Below are 15,460 nucleotides of genomic sequence, written 5' to 3' on the forward strand. Positions count from 1 at the left end.
GGCTACAACATGTCCGGGTACGGGCGGGAGAACGGCCGCGACAGCTACGACCAGTACCTGCAGACCAAGGCCGTCTGGATCCGAAGGAAGTAGCGAACGCAGGTCACACGAGCCGTCCCCTGACGAGCCCCATTATGCAGTAGGTTTTTAGTGAACGGTAAGAAACTACGACCAAAGCAAAGGGGCTCGTCATGGGTCAGCTTGAGGGCAAGACCGCGATCGTCACCGGCGGCACCACCGGAATCGGCCAGGCGACCGCGCAGCGCTCGCGGCCGAGGGCGCGCACGTCTACATCACCGGCCGCCGCCAGGACGTCCTCGACGCCGCCGTCGCCACGATCGGCACGGCGCGACCGGTGTACGCGGTGACATAACCGACCTCGCCGACCTGGACCACCTCTACGCCACGGTGGCCGGCGACAACCGGCGCATCGATAGATTGTGCAGTGCCCGACCGTGAGTGGACGGACCCTGACTTCTCTACTCTATCCCGCCATGGGGAGAATCGGCGGGCTGGTGCGCCCCTCTAGTCGTTCGTGCACACCCAGGGGCGACGTCGTCTATCAGCAGTCGGCTTGACTGGCATATTCAGTACCTCACCAGTAATGGCTTCGCTATAGCCGAGGTTGACTATCGAGGCAGCTCCGGCTACGGCCGGAAGTTGCGGCGCGAGTTGTATGGGCATTGGGGCACTGCCGATGTTGAGGACTGCATCGCTGTTGCCGCACATTTACTCGATGCTGGCCGTACCAGCTCGGGTCGAGTATTCATCACCGGTGCCAGCGCAGGCGGCTATACCGCGCTTCAAGCGGTCTCGCAACCGTCGCCGTTCTCGGGCGCCGTAGCGCGTTCGGCAATTACCGACGCTGATCGATGGAGATCGACTGCACCGCGCTGGCAGCGACCTCACGCCGCCGCCTTGGCTGGTCCGGCCGGCCCGGTATCTCCAGAGCGAATTCAGCAGCCAGTCCTGTTGATCCACGGCAGCGATGACCACGTCGCACCGGTGGCTGAGGTACGCCGGCTCAGTCGCGGCCTCGAGGCTAGGGGGCTGCCTCATAGGCTGCTCATCCTCGATGCCCGCCACCAGGTTTCTGCGCAGCAGGCGGCGGCTCAGGCACTGGAAGCGGAACTCGATTTCTACCGCGGCCTGCTTGGGACCTAACCCCGAAACGTCATGCCGCAGCGGGCAGCACCTCGTTGATGTAGTCGATCAGGTCCCGGACCGTCTGCACATCCTCGTACGGGATCAGGTCGGCCCTGACCTGGGCGACACACGCTGAACGGCGCGCAGAGGCGGTGCAAGTTGCAAGATCGACAGCGTCACGGGCCGCCGCAAGCACATTGTTAGGCGTGATCACGGCATCGCTTCTGCGCGGCATCGGCACCTTCCCTGGTCGCCACTCGTCCCCACTCTGCAACCGAGGCGCGTGCCCCGGGTAGGAAGGATTCTCCGGCATCCTCGACGACGATGACAACCACGCTGCACCGCCACGACCGGCGCCATCCCGAGTATCTCGATGCCGCCCAAGGCAACCCGGTCCCCGAGGCGGCGTCGGCTATGCCGTGGCGCTGATCCGATCGAGCTTCACCAGCAACCCGTGAGACCAACTCGAGAGCTCGCTGATCTCGAACGTTGGCCAAGCGGCGGAAATCGACGGTGCGAAGCCTAGGCCTTCACTCGATCGCGGGACGGCAAGGACCAGCCGATCCACTGCGTGAAGAGATAGAAGCGCTTCCGCTGCACGTCCTTGGCCGCACAGTAGAACCGTACGGACACCTGCCTTCTGCGCGTCGGCAAGCCACGTGGCTAAGTGCTGCCGTGGCGGCTGAAGATCGCGCAGGTCAAGGTGTCGAGTGCTGTGACCGCCCGCAACGCCTTCCTCGATCCGATCATCCGTGACAACGATGTCCGCGCTCGAACGCAGCTGGTCCAGCAGCGCTTCCCCCCGTTCGTCCTCGGCCTCCACCACGTACGCCAGCGTTAAGTGGGGCGTTTTCCGGGTCGTTGCCAGCAGCCAGGGGCCCAGCACGCTCATGACTTCGGCGGCGAGCACGCCGGTTTCAACGTCAATGCCCATTGCGGCCAAGACCGCGGCTCCTCCGTCACCTCGGGAGGTGGGATCCATGACGCCGATGACGACGCGGGCTATGCCTGCGTCAATCAAGGCTTGGCGGCACGCAGGCGTCACGCCGACATGGTTGCAAGGCTCCAAGGTCACCACTGCGGTACCACCTCGGGCTGCTGAACCTGCAGCGCCAAGGGCGTTGACCTCAGCGTGGGCTTCTCCTTTGCGGCGATGAAACCCGGTGCCCACAATATGCCCCTGCCGGTCAAGGATGATGCAGCCCACCGGCGGATTCGGACTTGTCGTTCCCAAGCCGAGTGCCGACAGGATGATCGCTTGCCGCATCGCGGCGCATTCGACTTCAGATGCCATCAGGCTGTCCCCGCGAGGTCCTCAAGGTAGGCCGACACCTCGGCCAAGTTGCGGTGCGGTTCCAGGCTAGCGCCGAGATCATTGAGGCCCTGCAGAAGGCGCCGTGCCCCGGCACGCCGTGCGATCGGCAAGGCGGAATGCGCGGTGGTGGCGGCTGCCTCGGGCTCGTCCGCGTCGTGGTGCGCGGCGGCCTTGGTCAGCAGGGCAGAGGCGTAATCTTGCCGGTGCAGCCGCGGTATCGCAGGGACGGCGGCCTCCAGGACCGCGATGGCCTCCGTCGGCCGGCGGGCGAGCCGCAAGCACGCGCCGCGATACACCTCGATGTACCCGCTCGTGCAGTACGAGCCGTGGTCACCGTCTGGCGGGCCGTGGTGTCGATCGGCGGCCCAGCGGTGGGCCTCGTCGATCAACGTGAGTGCTTCGTCGACGGCTCCCCCCGCTGCCAGCGCATGAGCCTGCTGAACGCGGATCGCCGCGCGCATCGGTGCCGGCAGATTGAACTCGTGGCGCGCGGCGATATTGGCGTGCTCCGCCGCACGCCCCGGGACGCGCCGGGAAAGCCAGTGCTGGCTGCTGCGATACCGCGCCCATGCGGTCATAACCTTGTCATCGGTTCGCGAAGCCAACGTGAGCGAGTGTCGAGCCCAGCGCTCCGCGGCGGCATCATCGTCAAGCGACTGTGAGAGCCACGCGGCGGACTCCGAGTAAAGGGCGGCGAGCCGGTTGAGCTCACGATGGAAAGTCTTTGGGGACTGGCCAAGATGCGTATCCAGCAGATCGAGTTGCCGGGTGACGCCAACCAATGCATATCCCGGGCCGAAGAGCTTGTCGTTGTCCACGAGCAACCGCCATTCGGCCCGGAAGTCCTCGAGGGTCGCCTCCCAATCGTCCGCGCCGACGCGCACCGTGGCGCCGTGATCGGACTGCGCACTCTCGGTGCGGCGAGGACTGAATAGGTCGAGTTCGATGTCGGTAGCAACGCCGAAGACGTACCGCAGGGCGGCGCGGCGTTCCTCAGACGGCCACCGAGTCTCGCCGCGTTCCAGTTTGCCCACCCAACGGGCATCGACGTAGAGGGCACTCAGCGCGCGGCGGGGGTACAGCCGGTAGAGTGCGCGGTTGACGGCGTCGGCGAATTCGGGGCGGGACATCTTCTGTCCGGGCCTATACGGCGACCGGAGCCCCTCGCGCAAATCAAGGAGCACCTTATTGGGGGTGACGATCGCTTCAGGATGCCGTGGCAAAACGTCTCCCCTTCCCAGCGCCGACGTCGCCGTGCTCCCGGCCTGCTCCGCGCCGGTGGTGTTAGAAGCATCCGGCATGTCGTGCGGAGACAGCAAGGCATGGCCTCTAGCCCGTCGTCGTGCTGCCTCACTACTCGGCGTACCAGAGTCCGCCAGCTAACGGCATCGACGTAGCGTGAGCGTCGTCAATCTCGCTATTAACTGGAGGGGCACCATTTCAAGGCGACGACAGAATCTTCGGGTGCCTACAGATCGAAACGACCGGCGCGAACTTCTTCAATGAATCTTTTCCACGAATTTAGGTCGAATTCCAGGATCGACCCACCCCGGTCTTTGGTGTCTCGTACTCCGACGTGCCTTCCGCTGTCGGACGGGGATACCTCCACACAGTTACCCTCGTCGCTTCGCGTGGACTTTCGCCACGCACTGTAGGTCTCAGAGGTCACGCTGCTACTCCTTCGATGACATTGAATTGATCGACTACAGCGGTGAGCATCCCAATGCTTTCCTGAGGGCTCAGAGAAGCTGCCTTGAGTCGACTATGCAGGTGGCGGTAGGCGTCGACTTCGGCCGGCTCGGTGAAGATTAGATCCGTCGTCAGTGTGTCCACGGCCACCGCTACGGTCTCATGTCGGTCCCGATATCGGTATATTGAGTACGCCGACCGGGGAGCACTGTGTCCCTTCATCGTGGCCGACATTGGCAGAATGCGAACCCTGAGCGAGTCGTGCGCCCGGCACAAGGCGACGATGTGGCGCAGTTGCTCAGCGACGATATGCCGCTCAGCCGCACACCGACGAATGGCGGATTCGTCAATCACCACGTCATAGATTGGACCGCAGGCAGCAAGCAACAAACTTTGACGACGCGCCCGAGCCGCCACCGCCACAATTGGGTCAACCTGTTCAGACTGCCGGGCGGGGTCGCTACGGATCCGCGCGTCCGCGAACTCCGCCGTTTGCAGAAGGCCAGGTATCAGCGCTAGCGCGTACTCGGCAATGGCCGCTGTTCCGCTTTCCAGATCCGCATAGCAAGCCTGCCGCTTACCCATCTGATCGGTTTGCTCATCCCACCAGCCGCGAGCCCAGCCGTCGGTAGCTGCGCTGATGATGTCATCGCGCCGTTTTGGCCCGACTTGCAGGTAGTCACAGATTCCCGAGACGAGGTCGATATCGGGTCCACGATGAGCGTTCTCGAGGGCACTGAGTTGCTGCGCGGAAAAACCGACAGCTCGGGCAAGGTCCGCCGCCTTACAGCCGTGCTCGCGACGAAGACTACGGATCTCCTCAGCAAGCCATCTGCGGCGAACGTAGGGACTGGGGCCAGTCACCGGCAGCCTCCAACAGGGATCCACGTCGGCGCGGCCAGGGCATAGCGCTAGCCGAGTGCGACCACTGTAACCCCTGTAGCGGCTGAAATGATCTTCACGAATCGGATCGTCCGGACGATTCTCCAGGTCAGAGCCCGGTCGAACCGAAAGTCGGTACAAGAAGTCGGACACAAGGTGGGTATTCCCGCCCACCGCACAATTCGTGATCGTTGGATGCGACGAACTCATCGCGACGGCGTCCACAGGCTCCTGTCAGCTCCAGAGAACCACACATCGACGTCAAACGCCCTAAGCGTTCAGGTCACTTCAGCTCCAGGAACCACCGACCAGTGTCAAACGATTACGGAGAGGAGTCGAGATGGTCTGCACGGTCGCATCGGGCCATCTCGCGGCCGGTGATGTCGTGCAACAGCTCAAGAACGTCAGAAACTGCACTGCCGGCGAACGGACGCATTCGAGTCGGTCAGCGATGAACTTCTCCGGGGCGGGCGCGCTTCTAATCGCCGCCCGCCTCGGAGAGAGCCGCGAAAGTTTCTGCACGTCGACCCGGTAGACGTCGCCTTAATGCGGCCGGAGCCGAAGGAGGAGAAGCCGATGCATCCGCCCCAACGAGCCGATCGGCTTCGCCAGCGAGACGTGCAGTCCCCTGGTGGTATGCCGGCCCTAAACGCCCCCCGAACTGGTCGGCACACCACCCCAGGTTGGCGCCGTCTCCCTCCTTCTCATCCCAACGAGAGACCTCCGTCCATGGCCTTTGGCAAGTCCGCGAGCGTCCTCTCAGATCCGGTCGGCGTCCACAGCCAGCCGCTGCGGAACGCTGCATCGCGGGCCACGCAAGCAGCGGAAGCGGATTATGCGGTCCGCTCAACCGGGGCGAGGTGAGAAGTGGTTCAGCGAACGCTGTGGACGCTCTCGCCACGAGGGCCAGCGGTCAACCGCGGGCTGGCTCTATACCGGTTGCGGAAGGTGGAGGGGTGATGGCCGTGGAGTTGTTCAGGCCGGACGCGAACACTCACTTGGTTTGTCTCCTGGGTGCGCCGATGTCGGGAGTGTCCGAGGTCGCCGGCGAACTCGGTAGGCGTTATGAGCCGTCGGAGCCTGCCGTCGGAGCCGACCTGGGTGCTTGGAGGTGGGTGGCGTCTCGCCCGATGATCTCGTTTGAGGCCGGTCCGCTGCCCTCCACGGTGGTCGTGATGCCTGACGTTCCGGCAACCGAGCGTGACGTGCGGCTTCTCGCGGTGGTCGCCCGCACGTGCGGCTTGCCGCTGACCGTGTTGGAGCTGACGGCCGATGACCTCGACTTGGCGCGCCGCGCCTACCAGCGCAGCTGGCCGAACTGTACCTCGAGACCATCAACCGAGCCGGCTGCGGGATGTGGCTCGCGAGGTTGCATGACCTGCGGAGGCGTCGATGCCACGTCGTCGGTTTTCGAGCCGTCGGCTTTCCTGCGGGACTTGGACGGCTATCGCCGGCGCGTCATCGGGTTGCGGCAGGAAGCGGCCCGTCTTGACCTGGCATGGATCAGGTTCCCCGGCCCCGACGACCTACATGAACGCGTTGCCGTAGTGCGGGAGGCCATCGAACACTTGATTGTTCCAGCGGCCTCGGGCCGGACTGCCGCAGCTATGCCGGGACGGCTGAACACGGCAGCCGCGTTCCTCGAGCCAGCTCCCAGGGTTTCCGCCTCGGATTCCTGTGGTTCCGGTGCGCACCGGCCGTCGCTCGCACGAGGGCGGTTCTCGTGATCAGCAGGCAGAAGGACTTGAGGGAGTGTTCGTGGTGAAGGATGGCCGTGACGGTGTGGGATACCCCGAGGTTGGGCCGCTGGGAGTCAATATCAACGTGCCGCACTCGGCGCGGATCTACGACTACTGGCTCGGCGGTAAGGACAACTTTGCCGTCGACCGCGCGGTCGGTGAAGCGATGATCCAGGCCATTCCCGGGATGCGATTTATGGCCGCAGAGAACCGCAAGTTCGTGCACCGGGCGGCCCGTGAACTGGTCGTGCAGCAGGGCATTCGGCAGTTCCTGGATGTCGGGACGGGTATACCGACGCGCCCGAACTTGCACGAGGTCGCGCAGGGCATCTCCCCGCAGGCCCGGGTCGTCTACGTCGACAACGACCCGATCGTTCTCGTGCACGCCCGCGCGCTCATGCTCAGCACGCCTGAGGGGCGCAGTGAGTACGTCTCCGCTGACCTAAGGCAGCCGGAGTCGATCCTTTCCGATCCGACGGTCAAGGACACTCTGGATCTGAGCGAACCGGTCGGGTTGACCCTGATCGCGATCTTGATGCTGCTCGGCGACGACGATGACCCGTGGGGCAAGGTGACCGAGCTGCGTGATGCGTTGCCGTCGGGCAGCTGCCTTGCGATTACGCACCCGACCGCTGACTTCGCTCCGGCCGAGGTGGAGCAGGCGGTGGCTGCCGCCACGGGCGCCGGAATGACCCTGGTCGCCCGTTCCGAGCATGACGTGCTCCGGTTCTTCGGTGATTGGGACCTGCTGGAGCCCGGGCTTGTGCCGGTATCGGCGTGGCGGCCTGACGAGCCGGTCGGGGAGCCGCGGGCCGCGTACTACTGGGCCGGCGTGGCCCGCAAACCGTAGGGGCGAGGCGGTCCGGCTAGTCGGCGCCATCACAGAACTTGCGCCCGCTCTCTTGGTTCGAGGCCTCGCTCGTGCGCAGCGCGCAAGGCCTCCTACCGGACGGGCACCTTCATTGTCATCGACCTTCTGTTGGTGAAGCCGCGCCCGGCTTCATCAACAGCACGAGACGGGGATAGCCATGCCAGGTCATACCCAGACCACCGATCGGCCGAAGGTAGCTAGCGGCGCCGCTGATCGGCCGGGCAAGGGCACGGTCACGCCGAACCAGAAACTGGTCGGCCGTCTGTTGCGTAAGCCGTCGGCGGAGCAGACGCTTCCGGATGGCAGGCCGGCGCGTATGCCGCGGCCGGAGGCGGTGGCAGCGATCAACGCGATCATGACGGAGCTGTTCCCCGACGTCGACCTCGCGGTGATCACCGGCGGTTGGCTCGACGAGGCGGAACTTCGCCGCTATGAACGCGGCGAAGTGCACTGGCCGTCGCGATACCGGCGTGCCGCGATACGCGCGTTCCTCGGCGCCACCTCCGATCAGGACCTCGGGTTCTACCGGTCGCAGAAGCTCGAGCCGGTGCTCGACGACGACGCCCTGGTGGAACAGTCGGACAGCCTCAGCGGCGCCCCCGGCCAAGGCCCCGCGGCCACGGCGCCATTCGTATCGGGCGCCGGCGCCGACCTAGCCACGCAGGCCTCTACAGCCGACACCGGGATCGCTAAGGTGAAGGCTGGCGGTACGCCGCCGGCCCGGCGACCCGGGAGGAGGTCAGGCATCGTGAACACCAGCGAAGCGCATCCCGCCCGGGTGTACGACTACTGGCTGGGCGGCAAGGACAACTTCGCCGCCGACCGGGCGTTCGCTGATGCCATCACACAGAAGTTTCCCTGGGTGCCGGTAGCCGCTCGGGCGAACCGTGACTTCCGGGCCCGAGCGGTGCGCGTAGTGGCGCAGACCGGAGTACGGCAGTTCCTGGACATCGGGACCGGGTTCCCGGCTCCCGGCAACACCCACGAAGTCGTTCAAGAGGTCGACCCGGCCGCCCGTGTGCTCTATGTCGACAACGATCCCCTCGTGATGTCACACGCGCGAGCCCTACTGACCCCCACGCCGCAAGGCCGCACCGACTACATCGAGGCTGACCTGCGCGACCCGGATGACATCCTGGCCAACCCTGCTCTGGCGGACACCCTCGATCTGGGCGAGCCGGTATGCCTGGTGCTGGCGGCGGTCCTGCATTTCATCCGCGATCTCACTGAGGCGCGGCAGGTGGTGCGGACGCTGCTGGGTGCGCTGCCGTCGGGTAGCTATCTGATCGTCTCGCACGGCACCCCGGATTTTGTGTCACCCGAGGAGGCCGCGGAGTACGAGCGGATGTACGCGGCCGGTGAAGCCGCTGCCCGCACCCGGTCCAAGCAGGAAATCGCGTCGTTCTTCACCGGCCTAGAGGTGCTGAATCCCGGGTACGTCGCGGTCAGCCAATGGCGCCCGGACGACGACCCCACTAAGCGGCCGGAACCCCGCCACGTGAGCCTCTACGGCGTCGTTGGCCGCGTCCGATAAACCCGCCGCCAGCTGCTGCCCGGCGGTTCCGCGCGGAGCCAACAGCGGCTACTGAGGAGGACCGCCGCCCTCGGCGAAACGCAGGCGGCCCGAATCGTGTACGGCGTCGTGGCTGCCGTATGGCCTGGCGCCGAACGGGCCGGGCGGTCCACAGCCGGCGGCCTCCGCCGGTTCTCGCGAGCTGAGGACTGCCAGATCCTGCAAAGCGACGGTGTGACCGCACCCGGTAGGTGGTGCTGGCGGGATCCCTTGCGGTGTTTTGCCCACCGTCCTGCGCGTCCAACCAGCTGCGGGCAAATCTACTGCGCAACAGGGTGTTGCCGATCGCTATATCGCATGCTCATGCAATCGCAGCACCAAAGAGTGTGCGTGACAATTCCGGCCGCCCTTCACGCCCCGGCCCTTGAGCGGGCGATGGATGCACCCTTTTAACAAGGTCACACGGCGACCGAGGGAGCCAGACCGCCGCCGTTAGCGGCTGGGGCCCCTCTGACGGTGGATCCGCTCGGTGTAACCGGAGGGCGCGACGAGCCTCCAGTGTGCTCACAATCGGTAAATCCGCTGGCAATGGCGTTATGAACGTCGATCTGATTGCGTGCATGCGTGTCGATTTGCTATTTCCTACGGCCAATGTTTATGCCATTGTTGACGGCGCGTGGAGATGTATCGGTCCGTTGCGTTGTGGGCAGCTTCGTTGAAGCCGCCTCGAACACGTACTCGCGGCTGGATGGGTTTCTCGGAACGAGAAAGGGTCGCTCGGAGGTGCTCCGCCGGCGTGTTACACACCCGGAGCGCGCATGCCGGCGCGCCTCCTTTCCGCGGATATTTTGCTCTCACTTTTCAAGGGGTGTTTCCTGTGATGTCGTTTCGCCGCGAACTGCGCGGCGGCGTCGCCCCGCAGCCGGCCCAGGTGGTGACACGAGCGGTCGCCGGCGCGGAACTGACGATCGCTGCCTGCGTCGCCATTGCCCGGGATGCGGTCCGCAGCCGGTCGGGCCGGTGCGCCCGGCAGCAGGGCAGGCAGGCCAGCCTCCGTTGGCAGCAGCGGCCTCGCAGGGGGGCACTCCACGGCGGTGCGCGGTTAGGAGCGGATCGCCGTAGCGACAGCGCCGCTGGTGCACCGGACTATCACTCGGTTGCACCTCGTGGCGGCCCATCACCTACCGCTCTGTGCCTATCGGGACCGCCGGGCAGAAATGTCGTCCGAGACATCGTCTCTACCCGGTAGCCGCTCATGGGCGCCAGCGCGGCAAACGTGCCGGCCGCTTACGCGTACACCGCACCCGCTGACAGCACGCGGCGGCTTCGGTGCTCAGCCGCTTACTCGATGAACCAGCGAATAGGCACACCAGGCGACAGAACCTTGCTCGACGCCGAACCTATTGAAAGGAGCGGGCCCGTGGTCACCCATCAGAGCCCGCCCGGGCAGACGGAATGGGCGACGGGCGCGCCGTCACCTCGTCGTCCCGGGCATCTCGAACCACTGCGCGCTGCCGACCCTATGGTCGACGAGACGACGATGCTGCCGGCGTACCAGGTGCCGATAGTCCCGGACCTTCCGTCGTCGTCATTGATGACGAGTCCGATGTCGTCGGCCGGAGATCGGCGGGCTCGCCATGCCGCGCAACCTGGGCCCGAACGGTATGACTGGTCGCAGTTTCTGAAGGTCTCACCATGGTCGGATTACAAAGCGGATCTGAAGTGGTCGCCGCAGAAGTGGCCGCTGGTCGCCGATGATCTGTGGCGGATCGCGCACGAGGACCGCAAAGGCGCCCGCCGAGCGGATTCCCGGGTCATCGGGTTGGGGCTGGCCGGGGCGTTGCTCAGCGAGCTGATTCTGACCGGGCAGGTCGACCTCACCACCGGGCGAGTCTGTCTTCCCGAACAGGTCCTGGCCGCGCTGAGCCGTCCGGCCGCGGTCAGCGCCCGGCAGCAGTTCGGGTCCGCGTCGATCGTGCCGGACCGGATCGCCGACGAACTGCTGACCCTGATCTTCGACGAGCCTGAGCCTCTTCCCGTTGAAAAGTGGCTGGAGTACCTCACGCCGCGGGCGGCAGGGCACGTGGCGAGGCGGCTGCTGGACGCCCGGCACGTGACCAAGGAATCGACATGGCGAGGGCTGCATCGGGAAGCGGTCTACCGGCCGGTCGACGACAACGCGGCGGCCTGGCCTGCTGCGCGGTTGCTGACACCGCTGCAAGGCGCGGTACCCGACGCGGTGGATGCCGTACTACTCGGGCTGTGCCGGTGGACGGGCCTGCACCGGTGGCTGTTCGCCGGCAAGTCAGCTGAGGCCGTGGCGCCCCTGATGGAGGTCCCCGACCAGTTGAAGGATCCGTTCCCGCTGTTGTGGGACCGCCTTGACACTCTCGCCTCCGCGTCGGCCAGCCGATTGCGCTGACCTGCGGATTCTCCTAGCCCCGCAATCTCGTCCCGCGTCGTGATCCTACGAGGAGACAGCTGGTGACAACACCGAAGCGGCCACACCCATCGGGCCGCAAGCCGAAACAGACCGGCCGCCAACTCGCCTCGGACGGGCTCAGGGTGTGGGACATGGTCACCCTCACCGCCCCGCTGATCGCCCGCTGATCGTCTTCACCGCCGACGCGACCGGCTTCCCGGCCGGAACGAGCGGCACGTGGGTTGTTGTCAGCGTCCTCGTGTTTCTTTGCTGGCTTCCTGTCCTCCTGCGGTCCGTACGAGATCGCGTTCGTCCCCTCATCAAGGAGATTCGTGGTGACCAGACCAATACCACAGCAGCGTCCACCAGGCCGGACAGCGAGCCGGGTCAGCCAGGCGCTGGCGGCTGACCGGCTCGGGGTGTGGACGGTCGTAGCCATCGTCGGCGGGGCGATCGCCCCGATGACCGTGGTCGCGGGCGGCGCGACCACCGGGTGGGCGGTCTCTCACGTCATCGCAATCCCCCTCGCTTATCTCGTGGTGGCGGTGCTGCTGATGGTGTTCTCCGGCGGCTACACCGCGATGATCGGCCGCGGCAGCGTCTCCGCCGGCCCGCTCTACACCGTCGCCGCTCGAGGACTCGGCCGGCCCATCGGCGTGGCTGCCGGATTGGTGGCCCTGGTCGCCTACATCCAGATGCAGGCCGGCCTGTTCGGCGGGTTCGGCGCCGTCGGCGCCCCTTTGCTGCAGCAGCAGTTCGGCTGGAACGCGCCGTGGTGGGCGTGGAGCTGCGCGGCCTGGGCGATCGTCGGGCTGCTAGCAGTGCTGTTCATCGACCGGGTCGGCCAGGTTCTCGCCGTCCTGCTGTTCGCCGAGGTCGTGGTCACGCTCGTCTACACGGCGGTGATGTTCGCGCACCCTGCGGGTCGCCGCGTCGACTTGACCGCCGTCTCGCCGGGCCAGCTGGTCGTTGCCGGGTTCGGCGCTGCCTGCGCGATCGCGATCGCCGGGTACGTCGGGTTCGAGGGCACCGGCAACCTGTCCGAAGAATCCAAGAACCCGCGCCGTACCGTTCCGACCGCCACCATCGTGGCCATCGGCGTCGCGTTCCTGCTCTACGGTGGAGCGGCACTCGCGATGGTCGTCACCGCCGGCCCCGGCAAGATCGTCGAAGCGGCCACCAACGGCGGCAGCGACACCATGTTCAACCTCGCCGCCCCGTATGTGCCTGACTGGCTGATCGTCGTCGGGCGCTTCCTGTTCCTGTCCAGCCTGTTCGCCAGCGCTCTGGCGTTCCACAGTGTCATCGCCCGCTACCTGTTCACCCTGGGCCGCGAAGGGGTCCTGTTCCGGTCGCTGGCCCGCACCAGCGCCCGTTCCAACGCCCCGATCGCCGCATCGATCACACAGACCGTCATCGGGCTGCTGATCATCGGCCTGTACGTCGTCAACGGCTGGAAACCGCTGACCCAGATGTTCTACCAGCTCACGATTGTCGGCGGTCTCGGTGTCCTGATTCTGATGATCATCGCGAGCGCCGCGACCACGGTCTTCTTCGCCCGCCGCCAGAACCGGGCCGGCATCAGTGTCGTGCGCGGAGTGATCGCCCCCGCATTGTCGACCCTCGCGCTAGCGTGGGTCCTGGTCGAGACGTTCCAGCAGTTCACCATCTTGATCGGCGTCGACGCTGGCAGCCCGTTGCGCTGGTTCTTCCCCGGTCTGTTCGGCGTCGCGTTCGTCGTCGGCATCGGCTGGGCGCTGAACCTGCGCCGCCGACCGGACGTCTATGCGGCGATCGGCACCAGCAAGCCACCGCAGCCGGTCACCGCCCAGCCGGCGCCGGCCGTTGCCCCCGCGGGCTGGTGACCCGGCCATGACCGATATCGCGACATCCGCGTCGGCGCCCTTCGCCAGGCCGGTAAAGATCGACCGGGCCACCCGCGCGGACCTGCCCACCATGGTGGAAATCCTGGCGACCGGGTTCCTCGACGGCGACTTCGCCGACTGGCTCGTCCCGGACCCCACCGAACGGGCCGAGATTTACCCCGACTACTTCCAGATCCTCGCCGAGCACGCGATCGACACCGGCTGGGTCGACATCACCGCTGACCGCGACGCGGTCGCCGTCTGGCACGACATCCCGGGCCACCCCGCCACACCCGCCCCGATCCCCGACTACGCGCGGCGCCTCGCTCAGGCCGTCGGGACAGCGCTACCTCGCTTCCAGGCGCTGGACACCGTGATGGAGGCGCACCACCCCGCCGGGCCTCACCACTACCTTGGTCACCTCGCCGTGCGGCCGCACCGCCGCCGGCAAGGACTCGGCAGCGCCCTGCTGTTGCACCACCACCACCACCACCTCGACCAACACGGAATATCGGCGTACCTGGAAGCCACCGGCCCGGACAACCAACGCCTCTACCAGCGCCACGGCTACAAACCACACCCGCCCTACCCGATCGCCGACGGCGCCCCGCCCGCGCGACCGATGTGGCGCAAACCGTCCGCCGATACCACCGGGTAAACGGCGGCATCTGCGACCGGTCCGCGGTAGCCCCCCGCACGCGGCCCGGCCCTCCGAGGTGGCGTGCCACCCCTGCCCCGTCACATCACGTATGTGGGGCGGCACGCCACCTCATCCCCATAGAGCCGGTTCCTTCGACCCCATTGCTTCCACCATTCCGAGGGCGACGAGAGCGTGACCACGATGACGACTAGACCGGACGGCCGCTGCGAGCACCCGGCGACAATCCTCCGGCGACCGCGGTCGTCACCCGGTTGTCCACCCGGCGCCTCCCGGCGCCACACCCGTCCCGCCCAACGGCGCCTCCCCAACTTCCAGGCAGTCCCGGCCGGGTGCGCGACCCTCACCGGGCGAGCAGCCGATCGCACACCTGCAAGCCCGACGTCGGCCGTCCAGCACGGCGTGACCGGCGATGATCCATCAGGCCGTCGCTGCGGCACCCGCTTCGGGCACCGGCGCGGCCCGCACGCGGCGCATCGGGCACTGATCGAAGGGTCTCACCATGACCGGTGAGCCGATCGGCGCCAACGACGCCAGCGTGAACCGGGTCCGTGCACTGGCGCGCCACGACCCGCAGCAGGCGATCGACGCGGTCGCCCACGACACAACCGCCGATCCGGTTGTGCTGGCCGTGCTGGGCGCCGAGCTGCTGCTCCGCCTCGGTCAGCGGGTCGGCGCGGCCGAGGAGGCGGCGCGGGCCGTCCGCCTGGCCGAAGGCGGTTCGCTGCAGATGCCGGCTATGACGGTGTACGCCGACCTGGCCTGCACGACCGGCAGCATCCTCGACGCCACCGAGGCGTGCACGCTGCTGCAGGACCTCGCCGCCTACCAGCTGGTCGTCGCCCACCCACACCTGTGCGGCGACGGCATCGCGCCCGAACCAGAACACTGCCAGCAGGTGCGCGAAGCCCTCGGGCAGGCCCTGCCTCGGATGCGGCTCGCCCGCGTCCTCGGCGCGGTCGCCACCTATCACACCGACTGCCAGGCCGGCCGAGCCCAGCTGCACCGGATGCACTGCACTCAAACCCTCCTCCACCGGCGAAGCCCACTGATCACCGCTCTCGGCCGGGGCATCGAGGCGATGGACGCGTGGTGCACCCCGCCCTGGTGCGGGCCCACGATCGTGACTCGGCCGCTGACCCCTGTCCCCGGCGGGTTACTGCAGCCCGACCCCGCCCGGGTCAGCACAGCCTGGCTCACCGACCGGATCAGAGCGAAGGCCTGCGCCGGCACTCACTCTCCCAGCAGCCCGGCACTTTCCAACGGCCCGCTTTCCGGCGGTTCAGTTGCCCCCGACACCAAGCCGGGCCACACCACTTACACCAGGAACCCGACATGACCCACTTGCCAGACTCCGACC

General features: G+C 66.7%; 14 protein-coding genes. 9 read left to right on the forward strand and 5 right to left on the reverse strand.

Going from position 1 to position 15,460, the window contains the following annotated elements; translation table 11 throughout:
• Positions 1-561: 561 nt before the first annotated feature.
• Positions 562-1,164 (forward strand): prolyl oligopeptidase family serine peptidase, encoded by a 603-nt coding sequence (locus ACIA5C_RS46990; protein ID WP_396067674.1) that lies wholly within the window; start codon positions 562-564, stop codon positions 1,162-1,164.
• 10 nt (positions 1,165-1,174) lie between these two features.
• Here ACIA5C_RS46990 and ACIA5C_RS46995 read toward each other — a convergent pair whose 3' ends face one another.
• The 5 genes from ACIA5C_RS46995 to ACIA5C_RS47015 all read right to left on the reverse strand — a co-directional run bounded on the left by ACIA5C_RS46995 (position 1,175) and on the right by ACIA5C_RS47015 (position 5,014).
• Positions 1,175-1,381 carry a hypothetical protein gene (locus ACIA5C_RS46995; protein WP_396067594.1) on the reverse strand — a complete coding sequence of 69 codons (207 nt, stop codon included), beginning with the start codon at positions 1,379-1,381 and terminating at the stop codon, positions 1,175-1,177.
• Between the two features lie 177 nt (positions 1,382-1,558).
• On the reverse strand, positions 1,559-2,440 hold the full coding sequence (locus ACIA5C_RS47000; RefSeq protein WP_396067596.1) for a bifunctional diaminohydroxyphosphoribosylaminopyrimidine deaminase/5-amino-6-(5-phosphoribosylamino)uracil reductase RibD: 882 nt from the start codon (positions 2,438-2,440) through the stop codon (positions 1,559-1,561).
• Positions 2,440-3,780: a hypothetical protein gene (locus tag ACIA5C_RS47005; protein WP_396067598.1), complete on the reverse strand. Its 1,341-nt coding sequence runs from the start codon at positions 3,778-3,780 to the stop codon at positions 2,440-2,442. Before ACIA5C_RS47005 ends, ACIA5C_RS47000 begins: the two co-directional genes overlap by 1 nt.
• Before the next feature lie 149 nt (positions 3,781-3,929).
• Positions 3,930-4,130, reverse strand: a complete 201-nt coding sequence (locus ACIA5C_RS47010) for a DUF397 domain-containing protein (RefSeq protein WP_396067600.1) — start codon at positions 4,128-4,130, stop codon at positions 3,930-3,932.
• Positions 4,127-5,014 carry a helix-turn-helix transcriptional regulator gene (locus tag ACIA5C_RS47015; RefSeq protein WP_396067602.1) on the reverse strand — a complete coding sequence of 296 codons (888 nt, stop codon included), beginning with the start codon at positions 5,012-5,014 and terminating at the stop codon, positions 4,127-4,129. Before ACIA5C_RS47015 ends, ACIA5C_RS47010 begins: the two co-directional genes overlap by 4 nt.
• 1,148 nt (positions 5,015-6,162) lie before the next feature.
• On the opposite strand from ACIA5C_RS47015, the gene ACIA5C_RS47020 reads away from it, so the two are divergent.
• From ACIA5C_RS47020 to ACIA5C_RS47055, 8 genes are all read left to right on the forward strand, one after another.
• Positions 6,163-6,759, forward strand: a complete 597-nt coding sequence (locus ACIA5C_RS47020) for a hypothetical protein (RefSeq protein WP_396067604.1) — start codon at positions 6,163-6,165, stop codon at positions 6,757-6,759.
• A gap of 97 nt (positions 6,760-6,856) precedes the next feature.
• Entirely contained in the window at positions 6,857-7,621 is a 765-nt protein-coding gene (locus ACIA5C_RS47025) for an SAM-dependent methyltransferase (RefSeq protein WP_396067676.1), read from the forward strand.
• A 178-nt stretch (positions 7,622-7,799) separates the two neighbouring features.
• Positions 7,800-9,176 (forward strand): SAM-dependent methyltransferase, encoded by a 1,377-nt coding sequence (locus tag ACIA5C_RS47030; protein WP_396067606.1) that lies wholly within the window; start codon positions 7,800-7,802, stop codon positions 9,174-9,176.
• A gap of 1,234 nt (positions 9,177-10,410) precedes the next feature.
• Positions 10,411-11,577 (forward strand): GPP34 family phosphoprotein, encoded by a 1,167-nt coding sequence (locus ACIA5C_RS47035; RefSeq protein WP_396067608.1) that lies wholly within the window; start codon positions 10,411-10,413, stop codon positions 11,575-11,577.
• Between the two features lie 62 nt (positions 11,578-11,639).
• Positions 11,640-11,765 (forward strand): hypothetical protein, encoded by a 126-nt coding sequence (locus tag ACIA5C_RS47040; protein WP_396067610.1) that lies wholly within the window; start codon positions 11,640-11,642, stop codon positions 11,763-11,765.
• Positions 11,766-11,912: 147 nt separating this feature from the next.
• Complete coding sequence (locus ACIA5C_RS47045; RefSeq protein WP_396067612.1) at positions 11,913-13,442, forward strand: APC family permease; 1,530 nt, start codon at positions 11,913-11,915, stop codon at positions 13,440-13,442.
• Between the two features lie 7 nt (positions 13,443-13,449).
• Entirely contained in the window at positions 13,450-14,100 is a 651-nt protein-coding gene (locus ACIA5C_RS47050) for a GNAT family N-acetyltransferase (protein WP_396067614.1), read from the forward strand.
• Between the two features lie 502 nt (positions 14,101-14,602).
• A complete protein-coding gene (locus ACIA5C_RS47055; protein WP_396067616.1) occupies positions 14,603-15,439 on the forward strand; it encodes a hypothetical protein in 837 nt (278 codons plus the stop codon).
• Positions 15,440-15,460: the final 21 nt, after the last annotated feature.

It is taken from the genome of Actinoplanes sp. NPDC051343, from assembly GCF_044455125.1.
GTDB lineage: Bacteria > Actinomycetota > Actinomycetes > Mycobacteriales > Micromonosporaceae > Actinoplanes.